This is a genomic window from Agrobacterium sp. 22-214-1 (genome assembly GCF_053522465.1).
This window is the reverse complement of the sequence record NZ_JBNWCK010000003.1, coordinates 68566-83784: the sequence shown is the minus strand read 5'-3', so window position 1 is coordinate 83784 and position 15219 is coordinate 68566. Positions and strand designations below refer to the sequence as shown.

The 15219-nt window shown below is 60.1% G+C and carries 18 protein-coding genes; 8 read left to right on the top strand and 10 right to left on the bottom strand.

Going from position 1 to position 15219, the window contains the following annotated elements:
• Nucleotides 1-3: 3 nt before the first annotated feature.
• Nucleotides 4-612 carry a 3'-5' exonuclease gene (locus ACQZ5G_RS13420; protein ID WP_279656270.1) on the top strand — a complete coding sequence of 203 codons (609 nt, stop codon included), beginning with the start codon at nucleotides 4-6 and terminating at the stop codon, nucleotides 610-612.
• Nucleotides 613-658: 46 nt separating this feature from the next.
• The gene (locus ACQZ5G_RS13415) at nucleotides 659-1150 is read left to right on the top strand and encodes a CreA family protein (RefSeq protein WP_269340696.1); all 492 of its coding nucleotides are present in this window, start codon (nucleotides 659-661) and stop codon (nucleotides 1148-1150) included.
• Nucleotides 1151-1186: 36 nt separating this feature from the next.
• Here the strand turns inward: ACQZ5G_RS13415 and ACQZ5G_RS13410 are convergent, their stop codons facing one another.
• Nucleotides 1187-1654, bottom strand: a complete 468-nt coding sequence (locus tag ACQZ5G_RS13410) for a chemotaxis protein CheW (protein WP_003522339.1) — start codon at nucleotides 1652-1654, stop codon at nucleotides 1187-1189.
• 224 nt (nucleotides 1655-1878) lie between these two features.
• On the opposite strand from ACQZ5G_RS13410, the gene ACQZ5G_RS13405 reads away from it, so the two are divergent.
• The 3 genes from ACQZ5G_RS13405 to ACQZ5G_RS13395 all read left to right on the top strand — a co-directional run bounded on the left by ACQZ5G_RS13405 (nucleotide 1879) and on the right by ACQZ5G_RS13395 (nucleotide 3751).
• Nucleotides 1879-2037 (top strand): hypothetical protein, encoded by a 159-nt coding sequence (locus tag ACQZ5G_RS13405; protein ID WP_233283355.1) that lies wholly within the window; start codon nucleotides 1879-1881, stop codon nucleotides 2035-2037.
• 141 nt (nucleotides 2038-2178) lie between these two features.
• Nucleotides 2179-2778 carry a cytochrome oxidase assembly protein Sco gene (gene sco / locus ACQZ5G_RS13400; protein WP_003522341.1) on the top strand — a complete coding sequence of 200 codons (600 nt, stop codon included), beginning with the start codon at nucleotides 2179-2181 and terminating at the stop codon, nucleotides 2776-2778.
• Nucleotides 2779-2872: 94 nt separating this feature from the next.
• On the top strand, nucleotides 2873-3751 hold the full coding sequence (locus ACQZ5G_RS13395) for a 50S ribosomal protein L11 methyltransferase (RefSeq protein WP_448736601.1): 879 nt from the start codon (nucleotides 2873-2875) through the stop codon (nucleotides 3749-3751).
• A gap of 146 nt (nucleotides 3752-3897) precedes the next feature.
• Here the strand turns inward: ACQZ5G_RS13395 and ACQZ5G_RS13390 are convergent, their stop codons facing one another.
• Nucleotides 3898-4071 carry a hypothetical protein gene (locus ACQZ5G_RS13390; RefSeq protein ID WP_003522343.1) on the bottom strand — a complete coding sequence of 58 codons (174 nt, stop codon included), beginning with the start codon at nucleotides 4069-4071 and terminating at the stop codon, nucleotides 3898-3900.
• A 293-nt stretch (nucleotides 4072-4364) separates the two neighbouring features.
• Between ACQZ5G_RS13390 and ACQZ5G_RS13385 the strand changes: the two genes are divergently transcribed.
• On the top strand, nucleotides 4365-6206 hold the full coding sequence (locus ACQZ5G_RS13385) for an aminopeptidase P family protein (protein WP_448736602.1): 1842 nt from the start codon (nucleotides 4365-4367) through the stop codon (nucleotides 6204-6206).
• On the opposite strand, the gene ACQZ5G_RS13380 is transcribed toward ACQZ5G_RS13385, so the two are convergent.
• Together ACQZ5G_RS13380 and ACQZ5G_RS13375 are read right to left on the bottom strand one after the other, a co-directional pair.
• Complete coding sequence (locus ACQZ5G_RS13380; protein WP_448736603.1) at nucleotides 6203-6517, bottom strand: AzlD family protein; 315 nt, start codon at nucleotides 6515-6517, stop codon at nucleotides 6203-6205. The two genes, ACQZ5G_RS13385 and ACQZ5G_RS13380, sit on opposite strands and share 4 nt — an antisense overlap.
• Nucleotides 6514-7233, bottom strand: a complete 720-nt coding sequence (locus tag ACQZ5G_RS13375) for an AzlC family ABC transporter permease (RefSeq protein ID WP_448736604.1) — start codon at nucleotides 7231-7233, stop codon at nucleotides 6514-6516. The genes ACQZ5G_RS13380 and ACQZ5G_RS13375 overlap by 4 nt, the downstream gene beginning before the upstream one ends.
• A gap of 183 nt (nucleotides 7234-7416) precedes the next feature.
• On the opposite strand from ACQZ5G_RS13375, the gene ACQZ5G_RS13370 reads away from it, so the two are divergent.
• Nucleotides 7417-7653, top strand: a complete 237-nt coding sequence (locus tag ACQZ5G_RS13370; protein WP_003522348.1) for a DUF2164 domain-containing protein — start codon at nucleotides 7417-7419, stop codon at nucleotides 7651-7653.
• A 1-nt stretch (nucleotide 7654) separates the two neighbouring features.
• Here ACQZ5G_RS13370 and pncA read toward each other — a convergent pair whose 3' ends face one another.
• Complete coding sequence (gene pncA, locus ACQZ5G_RS13365; RefSeq protein ID WP_448732776.1) at nucleotides 7655-8281, bottom strand: bifunctional nicotinamidase/pyrazinamidase; 627 nt, start codon at nucleotides 8279-8281, stop codon at nucleotides 7655-7657.
• Nucleotides 8282-8738: 457 nt separating this feature from the next.
• On the opposite strand from pncA, the gene ACQZ5G_RS13360 reads away from it, so the two are divergent.
• Nucleotides 8739-10025: a tlde1 domain-containing protein gene (locus ACQZ5G_RS13360; RefSeq protein ID WP_448736605.1), complete on the top strand. Its 1287-nt coding sequence runs from the start codon at nucleotides 8739-8741 to the stop codon at nucleotides 10023-10025.
• A 53-nt stretch (nucleotides 10026-10078) separates the two neighbouring features.
• On the opposite strand, the gene ACQZ5G_RS13355 is transcribed toward ACQZ5G_RS13360, so the two are convergent.
• From ACQZ5G_RS13355 to ACQZ5G_RS13335, 5 genes are all read right to left on the bottom strand, one after another.
• Complete coding sequence (locus ACQZ5G_RS13355; RefSeq protein WP_448736606.1) at nucleotides 10079-10504, bottom strand: DMT family transporter; 426 nt, start codon at nucleotides 10502-10504, stop codon at nucleotides 10079-10081.
• The gene (locus tag ACQZ5G_RS13350) at nucleotides 10501-10983 is read right to left on the bottom strand and encodes a DMT family transporter (RefSeq protein ID WP_448736607.1); all 483 of its coding nucleotides are present in this window, start codon (nucleotides 10981-10983) and stop codon (nucleotides 10501-10503) included. The genes ACQZ5G_RS13355 and ACQZ5G_RS13350 overlap by 4 nt, the downstream gene beginning before the upstream one ends.
• A 271-nt stretch (nucleotides 10984-11254) precedes the next feature.
• Nucleotides 11255-12067, bottom strand: a complete 813-nt coding sequence (locus ACQZ5G_RS13345; protein WP_448736608.1) for a glycosyltransferase family 25 protein — start codon at nucleotides 12065-12067, stop codon at nucleotides 11255-11257.
• 102 nt (nucleotides 12068-12169) lie between these two features.
• Nucleotides 12170-14644 carry an ATP-dependent helicase gene (locus ACQZ5G_RS13340; RefSeq protein WP_448736609.1) on the bottom strand — a complete coding sequence of 825 codons (2475 nt, stop codon included), beginning with the start codon at nucleotides 14642-14644 and terminating at the stop codon, nucleotides 12170-12172.
• 101 nt (nucleotides 14645-14745) lie between these two features.
• The gene (locus ACQZ5G_RS13335; RefSeq protein ID WP_020812057.1) at nucleotides 14746-15156 is read right to left on the bottom strand and encodes a carboxymuconolactone decarboxylase family protein; all 411 of its coding nucleotides are present in this window, start codon (nucleotides 15154-15156) and stop codon (nucleotides 14746-14748) included.
• Nucleotides 15157-15219 lie beyond the last annotated feature (63 nt).

The window sequence follows — 15219 nt, the reverse complement described above, 5'->3', positions numbered from 1 at the left end:
CTTTTGAAAACCATCGCCATCGATTTCGAAACCGCCAATGAGGAACGGGGCAGCGCCTGCTCCGTCGGGCTTGCATGGATAGAGGGCGGCGAGATCGTTCGCGTCGAGGAACGGCTGATCCGGCCGAAGGACATGCGGTTTTCGCCCTTTAACATCGCGGTGCATGGCATCCGCCCGGCCGATGTCGAAGATGCACCGGAATTTCCTGATGTGATGGAGGAGTTCATCGACGACTTCCACGGCGCCACCATGATCGCCCATAATGCCGCCTTCGATTTCAGCGTCATGCGGGCGTCTTTCGATAAATACCGGCAGTCCTATCCCGATCTTTCCTATCTGTGCAGCGTCAAGATCGCCCGGCATGTCTGGCCCAATCTGGCGTCGCACAAGCTGAATGTCATCGCCCATCACCTGCAGCTGCGTTTCGTGCATCACAATGCCGCCGAAGACGCCGTCGTCTGCGCGGCCGCTTCGATTGCGGCGGCCAAGGCTTTGCGTGTCGCCCATATTCGCGAGTTGCCGGAAAAGATCGGCATGGTCGCGGGGCGTCTCACCTCCACCGGTTACCAGCCCTGCAGCATGAAAAAACGCGCCGTCTCCCGGGTTGCGTAACGGTGGCTTCCACCTATGTTTGAAGCAGCGTAACGGAGAAGATGCGATGAGGATGAAAACTCTGTCGGGTTTGTTTGCGGGCTTTCTGGCGTTGCTTCCGGTGACAGCGGCGCATTCGCAGGTGGTGGGCGAGGTCGGCGTCGACTGGATCGGCAACGATATCGTCATCGAGGCGATCGCCGATCCGAAGATCAAGGGCGTGACCTGCCATGTGACCTATTTCGAGCGCGGCGTCATCGACCGGCTGAAGAACGGCAACTGGTTCGAAGACCCTTCCAACAACGCCATTTCCTGCAGCCAGACGGGGCCGGTGGAGATCGGCGATATCGATCTCTCCAAGGGCGGGGAAGAAGTGTTCCGGCAGGGCATGTCGCTGGTCTGGAAGAAGCTCGTCGTCAGCCGCGTTTATGACAAGGCCAATGACACGCTGATCTATCTGGTGCATGCGCGGGAGCTGACCGACGGTTCGGCCAAGATGGCGATCTCCACGGTGCCGCTTTATAACCAGCAGGTCACATGGCAAAAGGGCAAGCCGTAAGGCCTGCCCCTCTCAATTGCGTTATAGATGCCTGGATCAGGCTGCTTCGCGTGCCAGCTCGTCCGCAATCACGGTGTCGAGGTTGAGGAAGCAGACCATGCTCTTTTCCAGCGCCACGATGCCGCGGCAGAAGCTGCGCTGTTCTTCCGGAATGATATCGGGTGCGGGCTGCAGGTCTTCGGAGCGGATGGTCATCATGTCGGAGACCTGTTCCACCAGAAGGCCGACCAGCTTGCCGCCGATATCGGTAACGATGATGGCGGAGCGTTCGGACGGCTCGGTCATCTTCATGCCGAGGCGGCCGGCCATGTCGATGACGGGAATGACGGCGCCGCGCAGGTTGATGAGGCCGAGAACATAAGGCGGAGTGTGCGGCATCGGGGTAACCGGCGCCCAACCGCGGATTTCGCGGATCGCCATGATGTCGATGCAGAATTCCTGATCGCCCAGATGGAAGGAAACGATTTCGAGATATGCGCCGGATTGCTTGATGGCGTTGGACATGACGGCAGGTTTCCTCTGATGGCTCTCTAACAGGCCCACGCAGGATTGAGCTTTATGCGGTGGCCGGAGAATGGACCGGGAGACATCATGTCGAGGCTTAAAAACCGCTATGGCATAATGCACAGCAAGATTTTAAACTTTCCCTAACATTTGCGCCGGTCTCGCCGGCAAAACCCAGTATTTTGGCGGTTTTCGCGCTCACACAAACAGGTTATGATGGGCATATGAACGCGCTCGTTTCCCATCCGCTGAAGTTTATTCTGGCTAGTCTTGCCGCTGTGGCCTCGCTTGCCATCGTGCTTCTTGCCTTTGACGGCTGGGTGCGGCACGGCACGGATATTTTCCTGTCCACGGTACAGAGCGGCATCGCCTGGTGCCTGTGACGCGTTTTCCGGCTGCGGATTTGTGACAAATCAGCGCGGTTCCCGTAAATACGTCCAGTTGATTTGCCGTCCCCGTCGCCTTTCGTTATCTCTCTGCCAGGGCCTGCGATATGCCGCCGGCTTTCGGGGTAGGATTGGACAATGAGAAATATTCGCATCGTATTGTGGGCCGTCGTGCTCGTTCTCGCCGGCGTTGTCAGCTGGTTAACGATCGAAATGACGAAGACGCGTAATGAAATGGTGGAGACGGCCTATGGCGTGCCCTTCCAACTCACGGCGCAAAACGGCCAGCCGATCACCGAAAAGGCCTTTCAGGGCAAGCCGACAGCGCTGTTCTTCGGTTTCACCCATTGCCCGGAAGTCTGCCCGACGACCCTTTTCGAGCTGAATGGCTGGATGGAAAAGGTGGACCCGGCCGGCGACAAGCTGCAGGCCTATTTCGTCTCCGTCGATCCCGAGCGCGATACGCCTGAAATCATGCAGCAATATGTCTCCAACGTCTCGAAGCGCATCACCGGCATCACCGGCCCGGCCGACAAGATCGCCGAGACGCTGAAGGGCTACCGCATCTATGCCAAGAAGGTGCCGGTGGACGAGAAGGATCCGAATGGTGACTACACCATGGATCACACGGCGTCCGTCATCCTGCTCGATGCCAATGGCCGTTTTTCCGGCACCATTGCTTATGGTGAAAACCCGGAAGTCGCCGAGCAAAAGCTTCAGAATCTTCTGAAGGGCTGATAGAGGCGGCATAATTGCGCGGGGCTTATTGGACTGGCCGAGGTTTTGTGGCAAAGGCAAGAACAATAACCTCATCCAGAGAAAGCAGCCCGCCGTGAGCGAAATCCGACTTTACGTCACCACGACCGAAATCCAGGCGGGTGAAATCCTCGATCTCATGTCGGACTATTTCGGCGAGGAGGATGTTGCGATTGCCACGACCGAGGTGGATGAGAAGCGTGATATCTGGGAAGCCTCCATCTACCTTATGGCCGAACAGGAGGAAGAGTTCCGCGAGCGTGTCAGCGCCCTGCTTGCTCCGGCCTTTCCCGATCTCGTCATCGAGAAGGAGACCGTTCCGGATGTCGACTGGATCGCAAAGTCGCTCGAGGGGCTGAAGCCGGTCCGGGCAGGGCGTTTCATCGTTCATGGGGCGCATGATCGGGACAAGGTGCGGGCGAACGATCTGGCAATCGAGATCGAGGCGGGACAGGCTTTCGGCACCGGCCATCACGGCACGACGGCCGGATGCCTTGAGATGATCGAGGAGGTTCTGCAGGCGCGCACAGTGCGCAACGCGCTCGATCTTGGCACCGGCAGCGGTGTTCTGGCAATAGCGGTGCGCAAGATGCGCCCCATTCCCGTGCTGGCGACGGATATCGACCCTATCGCCGTGAAGGTGGCGAAGGAGAATGTGCGGCTGAACGGCATCGTCTCCGGGATGGCGCTGGAGACCGCGCCGGGCTTCCACTCGGACGCCTTCCGCAAGCACGGCCCGTTCGATCTCATCATCGCCAATATTCTGGCTCGGCCGCTCATCAAGATGGCGCCGCAGCTCGTCACGCATCTGGCGCCCGGCGGCACCGTCATCCTGTCCGGCATTCTTGCATCACAGCGCTGGAAGGTGCTTTCCGCCTATAATGGCGCCCGGCTTTCCCATATCCGCACCATCTGGCGCAATGGCTGGGTCACGCTGCATCTGCGTAAAGACTGAACCAGCGGCAACATCCCTTTCGGGCAAAAGAAAAGGCGGCGCTTTCGCGCCGCCTGGGAACCCGCGAGCATGGGAGGAGCTTGCTCAAGCGAGTCGACGTATTCCTGTTCGGCGCGGTGGAGGGAGGATCGCCGCGCCGGACGTCATCAGAATACGTAGCTGGACTTTGCCTTGCGACGAAGATCGGCGCGGTTCATGCCGAGCGCTTCGAGCGACTTGTCGTCGAGGTTCAGAAGGGCGGCGTTGACATGGCGGCTGACCTGACGCTCGCGTGCTTCAACGACGCGATCGAAGGCGGTGCGGAGGAAAGATTTTGCCATTGCTTCAAATCCTTGTTTGCCAGGAGAGTGTCTCTCTCGCTGTGTTGATCTGAAGATAAGCGATGTGTTTTTGTTTAGTTAGAGGGGATATCTCAGGGTAGATATGCATTTAATGCATGTCACTTTGCCTTGAGTATTACTTATTTCGCAAAAGCTGCACAATTTATCGCCGCAATCCGGTCTGTCATATATGGCTTGAAACCGGCTTTGTCCGCGTGGCATTGTCGTTGCGCGCCAATGATTTGACGGCGCAACCTTGCAGCTTTTCTCATGACAGTTCCCGAAAGACGCCCATGTTCCAGACCTTCGAAAACAAATCCGCGCCGCAATTCGGCAAGGCCCGTGTCGAGGCGCTGCGCGCCGGTTTCGATGCCCTTGGTATCGACGGTTTTATGGTGCCGCGCGCCGATGAATATCAGGGGGAATATGTGCCGGAATGCGCCGAACGCCTGTCCTGGCTGACCGGCTTTACCGGTTCCGCCGGCATTGCGCTGGTAACGCGCACGGAGGCGGTGGTTTTTGTCGATGGCCGTTATACGACGCAGCTCAAGTCGCAGGTCGATCAATCGGTCTTCAGCGGCGGCGATCTGGTTGGCGCGCCGCCCTCCGTCTGGCTGGCCGAACATGCTCCACAGGGTTTCCGGCTCGGCATCGATCCGTGGCTGCACACCGGCGCGGAGTTGAAGCGGCTGGAAAAGGTGCTTGCCGGCAAGGGCGGTTCGGTCGTTCTCCTGGAAAAGAACCCGCTCGATGCCCTGTGGCAGGACCGTCCCTCCGAGCCGCTGGAGCCCGTCGTTATCCAGCCCGAGGCCTTTACCGGCAAGCTGGCGAAGGAAAAGATCGCCTCGCTGGCGGAGACGGTCTCGGCAAAGGGCGCGGATGCCCTGCTGGTTACCGATCCATCCTCCATCGCCTGGATTTTCAATGTTCGCGGCAATGACGTGCCGCATACGCCGCACCCGCTCGCCCGCGCCATTATCTATGCCGATGGCAGGGCGGATATTTTTCTCGACAAACGCAAGACCGGCATCGAGACCGAGGCCTATCTGGCGCAGCTCGCGACACAATTGCCGCCGTCGAAGATCGCTGACCGTCTGCATGCCATTGCCAGCGCCAAGGGCCGCGTCATGGTGGATGCGGATCTGACCCCTGTGGCGCTGACCGGCGCAATCACGGCGGCGGGCGGCTCGCTTATCGAGGAGGCCGATCCTGTCCGCCTGCCGCGCGCGCGCAAGAACAAGGCGGAACTGGCCGGCTCGGCAGCCGCCCATGTGCAGGATGGCGCGGCCATGGTCGAATATCTCTGCTGGCTGGACCGCCAGCAGCCGGGCAGCGTCACCGAAATCGCCGCCGTCAAGGCGCTGGAGGCCGTTCGGGTCAAGGTGGGGCAGGGGCTGCAAAACCCGCTCAAGGACGTGTCTTTCGATACGATTTCAGGCGCCGGCGAACATGCCGCCATCATCCATTACCGCGTCACCACCGATACCGACCGCACACTTGCGGACGGCGAGATGTTCCTCGTCGATTCCGGCGCGCAATATGTCAATGGCACCACGGATATCACCCGTACCGTTGCAATCGGCACGGTGCCGGAAGAGCAGAAGCGTTTCTTCACACTGGTGCTGAAGGGCATGATCGGCATCAGCACCGCAAGGTTTCCGAAGGGAACGCGCGGTTGCGATCTCGATCCGCTGGCGCGCATCGCGCTCTGGAAGGCGGGAGCGGATTATGCCCATGGCACCGGCCACGGCGTCGGCTCCTATCTTTCGGTGCATGAGGGGCCGCAGCGTATTTCGCGGCTTTCGACGCAGGAGCTTCTGCCCGGCATGATCCTGTCCAACGAGCCGGGTTATTACCGGCCCGGCGCTTTCGGCATCCGCATCGAGAACCTCATCTATGTATGCGAGGCGGAGGAGGTGGCCGGCGGCGACCAGCCGATGTTCTCCTTCGAGACGCTGACCTGGTGCCCCATCGACCGCAGGCTGGTCGTCGCCGCTCTCCTGACCGATGAAGAACTGGACTGGCTGAACGCGTATCACGCCGGGGTTCTGGAGAAGCTTTCTCCCTTGATCACCGACGGGGAGGTTAAGGCGTGGCTCGTTGCCGCCACGAAGCCATTGGAGCGGGTCGCTTAGAGCAGCCCGAAATGCCTGATGGCGATGACGATGGCCCAGCCGACGGCCAGCATCGTCAGGCCGGGAAAGCGCAGGCAGACCAGAAGCGCTGCCGCCATGCCGATCTTCACCTCGTATCCGCCTTCGAAAAAGGCGGGTGCGACGAGCGTGGTCAAAACCGCTACGGGAACGGCGTTCAGTCCCGCCTCCATGCGCGGCGGGATGGATTTCATCCGCGTCATCAGCACATAACCGCCGATGCGGGTGAGATAGGTGGCGATGGCGGCGAGCGCGATCAGGATCAGCGTATCGGCATGCAGCATGTCGCTCATGGCGTTTCCACCCCGCTTTCAGAATTCGCCGCGCCGTTCGGTTTCGGCGGATAGAGGACCGCGACGAGAATTCCGGTGACGGCGCCGAGGCTCACATGCCATGGCGAACCGACGATGTGATAGGCAACCGTTGCGCCCACCGCGCTTGCCAGCATGACAGGGTAGAAATTCTCCCGCTGGCGGAAGCTCAAGACCATGCCCATGAAATAGATCGGCAGCAGCACATCGAGACCGATGGCTTTGGGATCGCCGACCATATTGCCGAGCGACGCGCCGAGAATGGTCATGGCCAGCCACAGCACATAGACCGGCGCTGCAAAGCCCATGTACCAGGAAAAGCCGACCGTGCCGGTATTTTCGTATTTTCTGACCGATTCGGCGAATTGCGGATCGACCAGCACGAAGAAGCCCGCGGCCTTTTGCAGGAAAGACCAGTTCGAGATCATCCGGGCAATGGCGGCTGAATAGAGGATGTGGCGGAAATTGACGGCGAAGACGGAAAGAACGATCAGCCAGGGGGCAACCTTCTGGCCGAACAATTCGATACCCACGAGCTGGCTCGCGCCCGCATAGACGGTGCCGCTCATGATCGTGGCTTCGGTGACGCTGAGCCCGTTATCGACTGCGACCGCGCCGAACAGCGCACCGAAGGGGGCGGCGGAGAGGGCGATCGGGAAACCGCTCTTCAATCCCTCGCGAAAATCTGCATTGAACATTTCTGGAAACTCCTTGCCCGCCGCTCTATCGCCGTCCCGCCCGGCTGGCAAACGAATTGCATGAATGGATCGATTGATTCCCTTGAAGCTTCCGTTACGGTAACGCCCCATAAGGCCGGTGCCGGACGGACGGTTTCACCGCCTTCCTCCCGTATCCCTCAATAGTCAGACGATGGAAGATCGATGCTGGAAAAGCAGGAAAAGGCCGCCCTGGCCGCACGTATCCGGGATTATCTTGCCCGGGAGACCGAAGCCGAGATCGGCCATTTGCAGGCGGAAATCTTCGTGGATTTTCTGGCCGAGGAGCTGGGGCATGTTTTTTATAATGAGGGGCTCAGGGATGCGCATGCCGCGATCCTGAGACGCCTTGAGGATGCAGCAGGCGATATCGACGTGCTGGAGAAGCCGAAGCCGCGCTAAACTAGTCCCGCAAAATGTCGCGGCTTTTGAGAATGGCCGCGCCTTTTTCCCGCATCGTCGAAATCGCGGCCTTGATGCCCTGCGGATCGATGCCGCGGCTGGCATCTTCGATGAAACGGACATTCACACCGGGCAGCATGTCGAGGGCATCGATCACCGAAAAACTGACGCAATAATCGGTGGCAAGGCCGCAGACGTCGAGTTGCGTGACACCCTGACGGCTCAGATAGTCGGCCAGTCCCGTCGTCGCCCCCTGATCATTGTCGCGAAAGGCGGAATAGCTGTCGACGGCGGGATTCTCGCCCTTCTGCTGAATATAGTCGAAGGCGTCCGTCTTGAGGTCGGGATGGAATTCCGCATCCGGCGTGCCCTGCACGCAATGGTCCGGCCACATCATCTGCGGTTTGCCGGAGAGTTCGCCCATGTCGAAGGGCTTCTTGCCGGGATGCTGCGAGGCGAAGCTGCCGTGATTTTCCGGGTGCCAGTCCTGCGAGGCGACGATGAGATCGTAGCCGCCATTGTCGATCAGGGCATTGGCGATGGGCACGACCCTGTCGCCATCGGCAACGGCCAGATTGCCGCCAGGGCAAAAACCGTTCTGGATATCGATGAGCAGCAGCGCCTTCATGATGTGCCTCCCTTTTTAGGGCAGGATGCCAAGCCGGCTTTAACGGATCAAGCCCCTTTCGACCTATCCGGCAGGCACGGATGTTTCGGGCAGGGGCTTGCCCTGTCGCAGTCCTGCCGCATTTGCAGCAAATTTCCGGCCAAGTCGGAATTTACCTGACAATGCGGCGACGGAAATTTTTTAGGCCGATGACGACCCTTTAAGGGGTATTTCCCGGGAGGATGCAGTGCGGATGCACGCAGTCTCGGCGCAAGTCATTGTTTTGCCTTCGCCTTACAATGCGCAGACCTTAACGAATTATTTTTGCAGGGACTCGTAAACACTTTGGTTACCATAATTCGTCATGCTTCGAACCAGTCAGTTCCGAAACCGGCGTGGTGTTTGCCCGCCCTTCGGATGTCCCAAAATCCCTCCGGCGTCGGCCGGGTGTGCGTGAACGGTTCGAGTAACGAGTATCATGGCGTTTTCTGCTGCGGCCTATAATGGCGCCGGTCTTGCCGGTTCGTCTTCCGTCAAGAGAGGCAAATCCTTTGCGTTCGGCCGAATGTCCGCCCTTCTCGGCGGCGGCGCCTTTGCCGGCCTTTTCGCCTTCGCCGCCTTTGCCTTGCTGCACGGCATGGCCGCCGCTTCGCATGGTGTCGGGCAGTTTGAAAAGACGCTGGTGACGCGATTCGCTTCCACTGAGACGGCAATTGCCCACGCGGCCGCGCGGGATATTCACGTCCGCAAGTTTTCCCGTCTGAGCGACCACAGCCATGGCCAGCAGAAGGCGGTTCGCCTCGCTGGCATCATGCCCGAGATCGGTGCAAAGGAATTCGGCGAGCGCTTCGGCGCGGCTGCCAACGCAAAAGGGCAGGCGACGGTGAAGCAGCTTGCCGCGCTCAAGCCGTCGGCGATCGTCGATTCGGCGCTGGGTCGCACCTCCGAGGTTGCCTATCAGAGCGCCGTTCCGCAGCACCCGGCATTTGAAGTGGCGCTGGCGCGGCCGCGGATCGAGGAAGAGGCAAGCAGCCTGCAGCCCGATGATGTGCCGCTGCCGAGCTTCCGCCCCGAGGTTGCAACGGCTCAGACGGTTGAGCCGTCACCGCGTCCCGCGACATCGTCCAAGACCGAGGAACATGTTCCGGCCGTCGCTTCGGCGCCGGCTTTCGATGCGCCGGTTCCCCTTCGCGCCCCTGCGCCGCCGAAGCAGAGCACCGGCGCCATGCTCGCCTTTGCAAAGCCTGACAATCCGATGCGCGAGCCGAGCAAGATGGATGCGGTTCCATGGCCGGATCGCGGTAATGGCACGGCGATCTACGATATTTCCTCCGGCGTGGTGCACATGCCGAATGGCGAGAAACTCGAAGCGCATTCCGGCATCGGCAAGATGCGCGACAACCCCGATTACGTGCATGTGAGAATGCGCGGTTCGACGCCGCCTTCCAGCTATCGTCTGACGATGCGCGAGGCGCGGTTCCACGGCGTCGAGGCCATTCGCCTGACGCCGGAAAACGGCGTCAACCCGCATGGTCGCGACGGTCTTCTGGCGCATACCTACATGCTGGCGAAACGCGGCGAATCGAATGGCTGCGTGGTGTTCCGCGATTACCCGCGCTTCCTTGCGGCCTTCAAGCGCGGCGAAGTCAAGCGCATGGTGGTGGTGCCGAAGTTGAACGGCAACCGGCCGACACTTGCGAGCAGCGGCGGTAAAAGCGGCAGCAAGACCCTGCTCGGCATGTTTTCGCGCGGCAGCGATTCCTGAGCTTTCCGCATTTTCCTGATGTAAAACCGCTGCGCATTTTTACTGGAAATGCTCTAGCGACCGCGCCGCTGTGTGAGCACCATGCCGGCGAAGATGAGCAGGATGCCGAGTGCGCTCGCCCAGAGTTTCGGCGGATGATCGCCGAAAAGATCGAGAACCACGCCTGAGACCATCTGCCCGCTGATGACCAGAAGGGCGGTATTGACCGCACCGATGCGCGGAATGAGCCAGCTTCCCGAAGCGATGAAGACGACGCCGATCGGCCCGCCGATAAAGGCAAGCCAAGGCGCATCGGCCGCGCCCGGCGGAATGAGGCCGCCGACGGTGAGGCCGATGACCGTCAGCACGGCAAAACCGACAATGTGGTTCCAGAACGATGCGATGAGCGGCGAGTTGGACAGGCTGAGGCGGCCGTTGATCTGGCGGCTCAGCGCCACGAAGACGCCGCCGGTAAAGGCCATGGCGATCCAGACAATCATGCCGTTCTCCCGACAAGGATGATGAGCGCACTACCGCACAGGATCAGCGCCACAGCCGCCATGTCCCGCAGGTCCGGCTTTCTTCTGGGCAGGCCGAAGAGGCCGAAAAGATCCGCGAGGAGGCTGAAGATGACCTGTCCGCCAAGTCCGAGCGCAATGGTGCCGGAAAGCGCCAGCGGCGAATTGACGGCGGTGGAGGTAAGGATGACGATGGCCGCACCTACGACCCCGCCGCAATAGGCCCAGAGCGGCGCTTTCGGTTTTTCTGCCGCGCCTTCATCTTTCTTCGGACGCATGATGGCGAGATAGATCAGCGCCGCCACCGTGCCGGTGCCATGCGCCGTCCAGGAGGAAAACAGCGCATTGCCGTAATGGGCAAGCTGACCGTTGAAATGCACCATCAATGTCAAAAGGCAGCCACTGGCGAAGGCGGCGGCAAGATGCAGCGGGTTGAGGCGTGGATGCGTCGTGTCTGTCATGGCGGGCCGGAAAGCTGAAGATGGAGACGAGCTTTAGCCCATATGTGCCTGAAGCGGAATCGAATTGCGCCGGCTCACGGTTTTAGACGACATTATCCTGTGCGTTGCGGAACAAGCGATGCGGCCACGCATTATTCCACCATGAAGAAAACGACGCGCAAACCATTGAACCGGATGGCGATTTTCGTCATTTCTATTTTCATTCTCGCAGCCTTGGTCGCGGCGGTCTATCTCGTCGGCTTCACGCCCGGCGAAGTGTAAGACGGATCGATCAATGACCGGCCTGGGCGGTCTTGCCCTTGCCGCGCTCCATCGCAACGCACACTTTGGCGACGGCGAAGCGAATGCCGCGCAGCAGGAACCGGCTGGTTTCCAGATAGGCGCGATAGGGCAGAACGGTGAAATAGCGCCAGCGCGGCAGGCGGTAGATGCGCAGATTGTTCTGGATCTGGCTTTCCCCATCCGCATCCTGCGTGGCGCAGAGCGGGTAGAGGAAGGCCGCCTTCAGCCCTGCGAGATATTCGAGATCGAATGCGATGTCATAAGCGAGCCGCATGGGGATCAGCTTCGATATCCATTTTCCGGCGCGGCGGTTGACGAGATAGGCCCCCGACCCTTTTTCCCGCGTGATGGCAATGGCGAGTGAGCGACCGTTGGAAAGCTGGCGGAACGGGAATTTGCGGCCATTGCTGACGGTCGTGAGCCGCAGCAAATCCCAGTGGCCGCCGTTCAGCACCGCCTCGTCGATGGCGTTGAGAAAATCATCGTCGAAGATCACGTCATCCTCAAGGATGAGCGCGATATCGGCATCGCCCGCCATGAATTTATTGGCGCAGGCGACATGGCTGAGATAGCAGCCGATTTCCGGCGGCGAGGTACGGCGGCCATGCATGAGCATGTAGGAAATCTCGCTGAATTCCGGGATGGGGTAATTCAGTTCCCTGCCATTGACGCCGGGGACACGCTCCGCCTTGAGCCCCATGGCGTCGAGGCGCGCGGTCATATCCGCGAGGCGTTTGGTGGCGCTGTCCATATTGATCAGGAAAACGGCGAGCCTGCGCTGGCTTTTCGGTAATATATGCAAAGCTGTCCTCGCCAGTTCCACTTCCCCATTGCAACTCCTTTATTGCAACGGCATGACGCGGGCTATGGAAAAAGCAGCCTTCGGGCACTCATGGTTGTCGAATCAGACCTTTTCCACAAATCCGTCCAGCACACGCTTCTGGCCGGCGCGGTCGAAGTCGATCGTCAGCTTGTTTCCTTCGATGGCGGAAATGTTGCCATTGCCGAATTTGAGGTGGAAGACGCGGTCGCCGACAAAAAATTTCGATGGCGTGTCGGCAACGGATTTCGCCACCAGTTCGCCGTCGATCGTGCGGGTGCGCGGGCCGCTTTCGCCATAACCGATGCGTTCCACCGCATGGCCGGAGCGGCTGCCCCAATTGTCACGGGTGGCGTCGCTGCGGTTCTGCTGCGCGCGCTTCCAGCCGGGGGTGGAATAGTTGTTGGTGAAAGGATCGGCCTTGTCGAAACGCGACTGGCCGTAGCCGCCGCGTCCGCCATAACCGCCGTAACTGCTGTCGGATGCCGCGACATCCACATGGGCGGGCGGCAATTCATCGAGGAAACGCGAGGGCAGGGTGGATTGCCACAGCCCGTGAATGCGCCGGTTCGACACGAACCAGATATGGCAGAGCTTCTTGGCGCGGGTGATGCCAACGTAAGCGAGACGACGTTCTTCCTCCAGACCGGAGCGCCCACCTTCGTCCAGCGCCCGCTGGTGCGGGAACAGGCCTTCTTCCCAGCCGGGCAGGAAGACGGTGTCGAATTCCAGGCCCTTGGCGGAGTGCAGCGTCATGATGGAGACGGCATCGAGATTTTCGTTCTGTTCGGCATCCATGACGAGGGCTACGTGCTCAAGGAAGCCGCGCATGCTCTCGAAGGCCTCCATCGAGCGGATGAGTTCCTTGAGGTTCTCAAGCCGTCCGGGCGCTTCGGCCGTCTTGTCGGCCTGCCACATGGCGGTATAGCCGCTTTCGTCGAGAATCTGCTCGGCAAGCGTGGTGTGCTCGGTGTTTTCCAGCAGACCCTGCCAGCGGCGGAAATCCTGCACCACATCGAACAGCGCCTTGCGCGCCTTCGGTTTCAGCTCGTCGGTCTCGATGATGTCGGCGGCCGCTGCCAGCATCGGAATATCGCGGGCGCGGGCATAGTCGTGCAGGTTACGAATCGTCGTATCGCCAAGACCGCGCTTCGGCGTATTGACGATCCGCTCAAAGGCGAGATCGTCGGCCGGCTGGCAGACAAGGCGGAAATAGGCCATGGCGTCGCGGATTTCGAGGCGCTCATAAAAGCGCGGGCCACCGATGACGCGGTAATTGAGGCCAAGCGTGACGAAACGGTCTTCGAACTCGCGCATCTGGAATGAGGCGCGGACGAGGATCGCCATGTCGTTCAGATTATGGTTCTTGCGCTGGAGCTGTTCGATCTCCTCGCCGACCGCACGGGCTTCCTCCTCGGAATCCCAGGCAGCATGCACCACGACCTTTTCATCATCCGGGCTGCTGCGTTCGGTGAACAGCGTCTTGCCGAGACGGCCCTCATTATGGGCGATCAGATGGCCGGCCGCGCCGAGAATATGCTCGGTGGAGCGGTAGTTTCGTTCGAGCTTGATGACCTTGGCGCCCGGGAAATCCTTGTCGAAGCGGAGGATATTGTCCACTTCCGCGCCGCGCCAGCCATAGATCGACTGGTCGTCGTCGCCGACGCAACAGACATTCTGCGGTTCACCCTTGGCGCGCTGGGCAAGCAGCCTCAGCCACATATATTGCGCCGTATTGGTGTCCTGATATTCGTCCACCAGAATGTAACGGAACTTCTGGTGATACTCCTTCAGAATATCTGTGTGGCGGCGGAAGATGCTGATCGGATGCATCAGAAGGTCGCCGAAATCGCAGGCGTTCAGCGTTTTCAGGCGGTTCTGATAGGCGGTGTAAAGTTCGCGGCCCTTGCCGTTGGCGAAGGCGCGGCTGTCGCCCTCCGGAATATCCGGCGGCGTCAGGCCCTTGTTTTTCCAGCCGTCGATCATGCCGGCGAACTGCTTTGCCGGCCAGCGTTTGTCGTCCAGACCTTCGGCCTGAATGAGCTGCTTGATCAGTCGCACGACATCATCGGTATCGAGAATGGTGAAGTCCGATTTCAGGCCGACGAGTTCCGCATGGCGGCGCAAAAGCTTGACGCCGATGGAGTGGAAGGTGCCGAGCCAGGGCATGCCCTCGACAGCGCCGCCGACGAGAACGCCGATACGTTCCTTCATCTCGCGGGCAGCCTTGTTGGTAAAGGTCACGGCAAGAATCTGGCTTGGATAGGCGCGGCCGGTGGCCAGAATATGGGCGATGCGGGTCGTCAGAACGCGGGTCTTGCCGGTGCCGGCGCCGGCAAGGACGAGAACGGGTCCGTCAAGCGTTTCCACGGCATCGCGCTGTTCCGGGTTGAGGCCGGAAAGATAATCGGGCGCAGCACGCGTCTGATCGCGCGCCGCCATGGCGCGGGCGGCAATGCCAAGCCCGCCGCCGCTTTCCGCACCGGCATTGTTCGTTGCCCTGCGCGGTGCGGCGGGTTCCTCATCGAAGAACGGCATATCGTCAAAACTGTTGCTCATGCGGCCCAATGTAGTGATTCGGGATATAAAGGCCAGAACCGTGTTCTGCTTTTATTCCGGTATCAACCGTCAAAACGCCCATTCAAAGGCATTTTTTCTTTTCATGTCTGCCTGTCGGCGTCGAAAGCGGCGTCAACGGGCACTTGCAGCGCCACCGCAAGCTGGTTGGTCTTGGCGGCAAGCGCGATGACGCGCAGCAAATCGGCATGTTGTTCGGTGGTCATGCCTTTGGCTTTGGCGGCTGCCGTGTGGGAATGGGCGCAATAGGAGCAGCCATTGGTGACGGAAACGGCGATATAGAGCATTTCCTTCACCACGGGATCGAGCGCGGAAGGTGTCGCCATCACCGCCTTCACCTCACTCCATGTCTTTTCAAGCAGATCGGCATCGAAGGCGAGGTAGAGCCACATATTGTTGATGAAATCCGATTTGCGGGTGGCGCGGATATCATCGAACACCGCCTTGACGCGCGGATCGGTTTCCGGGTTTTCGGTCTTCGTCACGGTGCTCATCGCTTCCTCCGGTTATGACGTCTCGGGGGCAGATTAGCCCAATGGCGGATATTTGCGACAGGA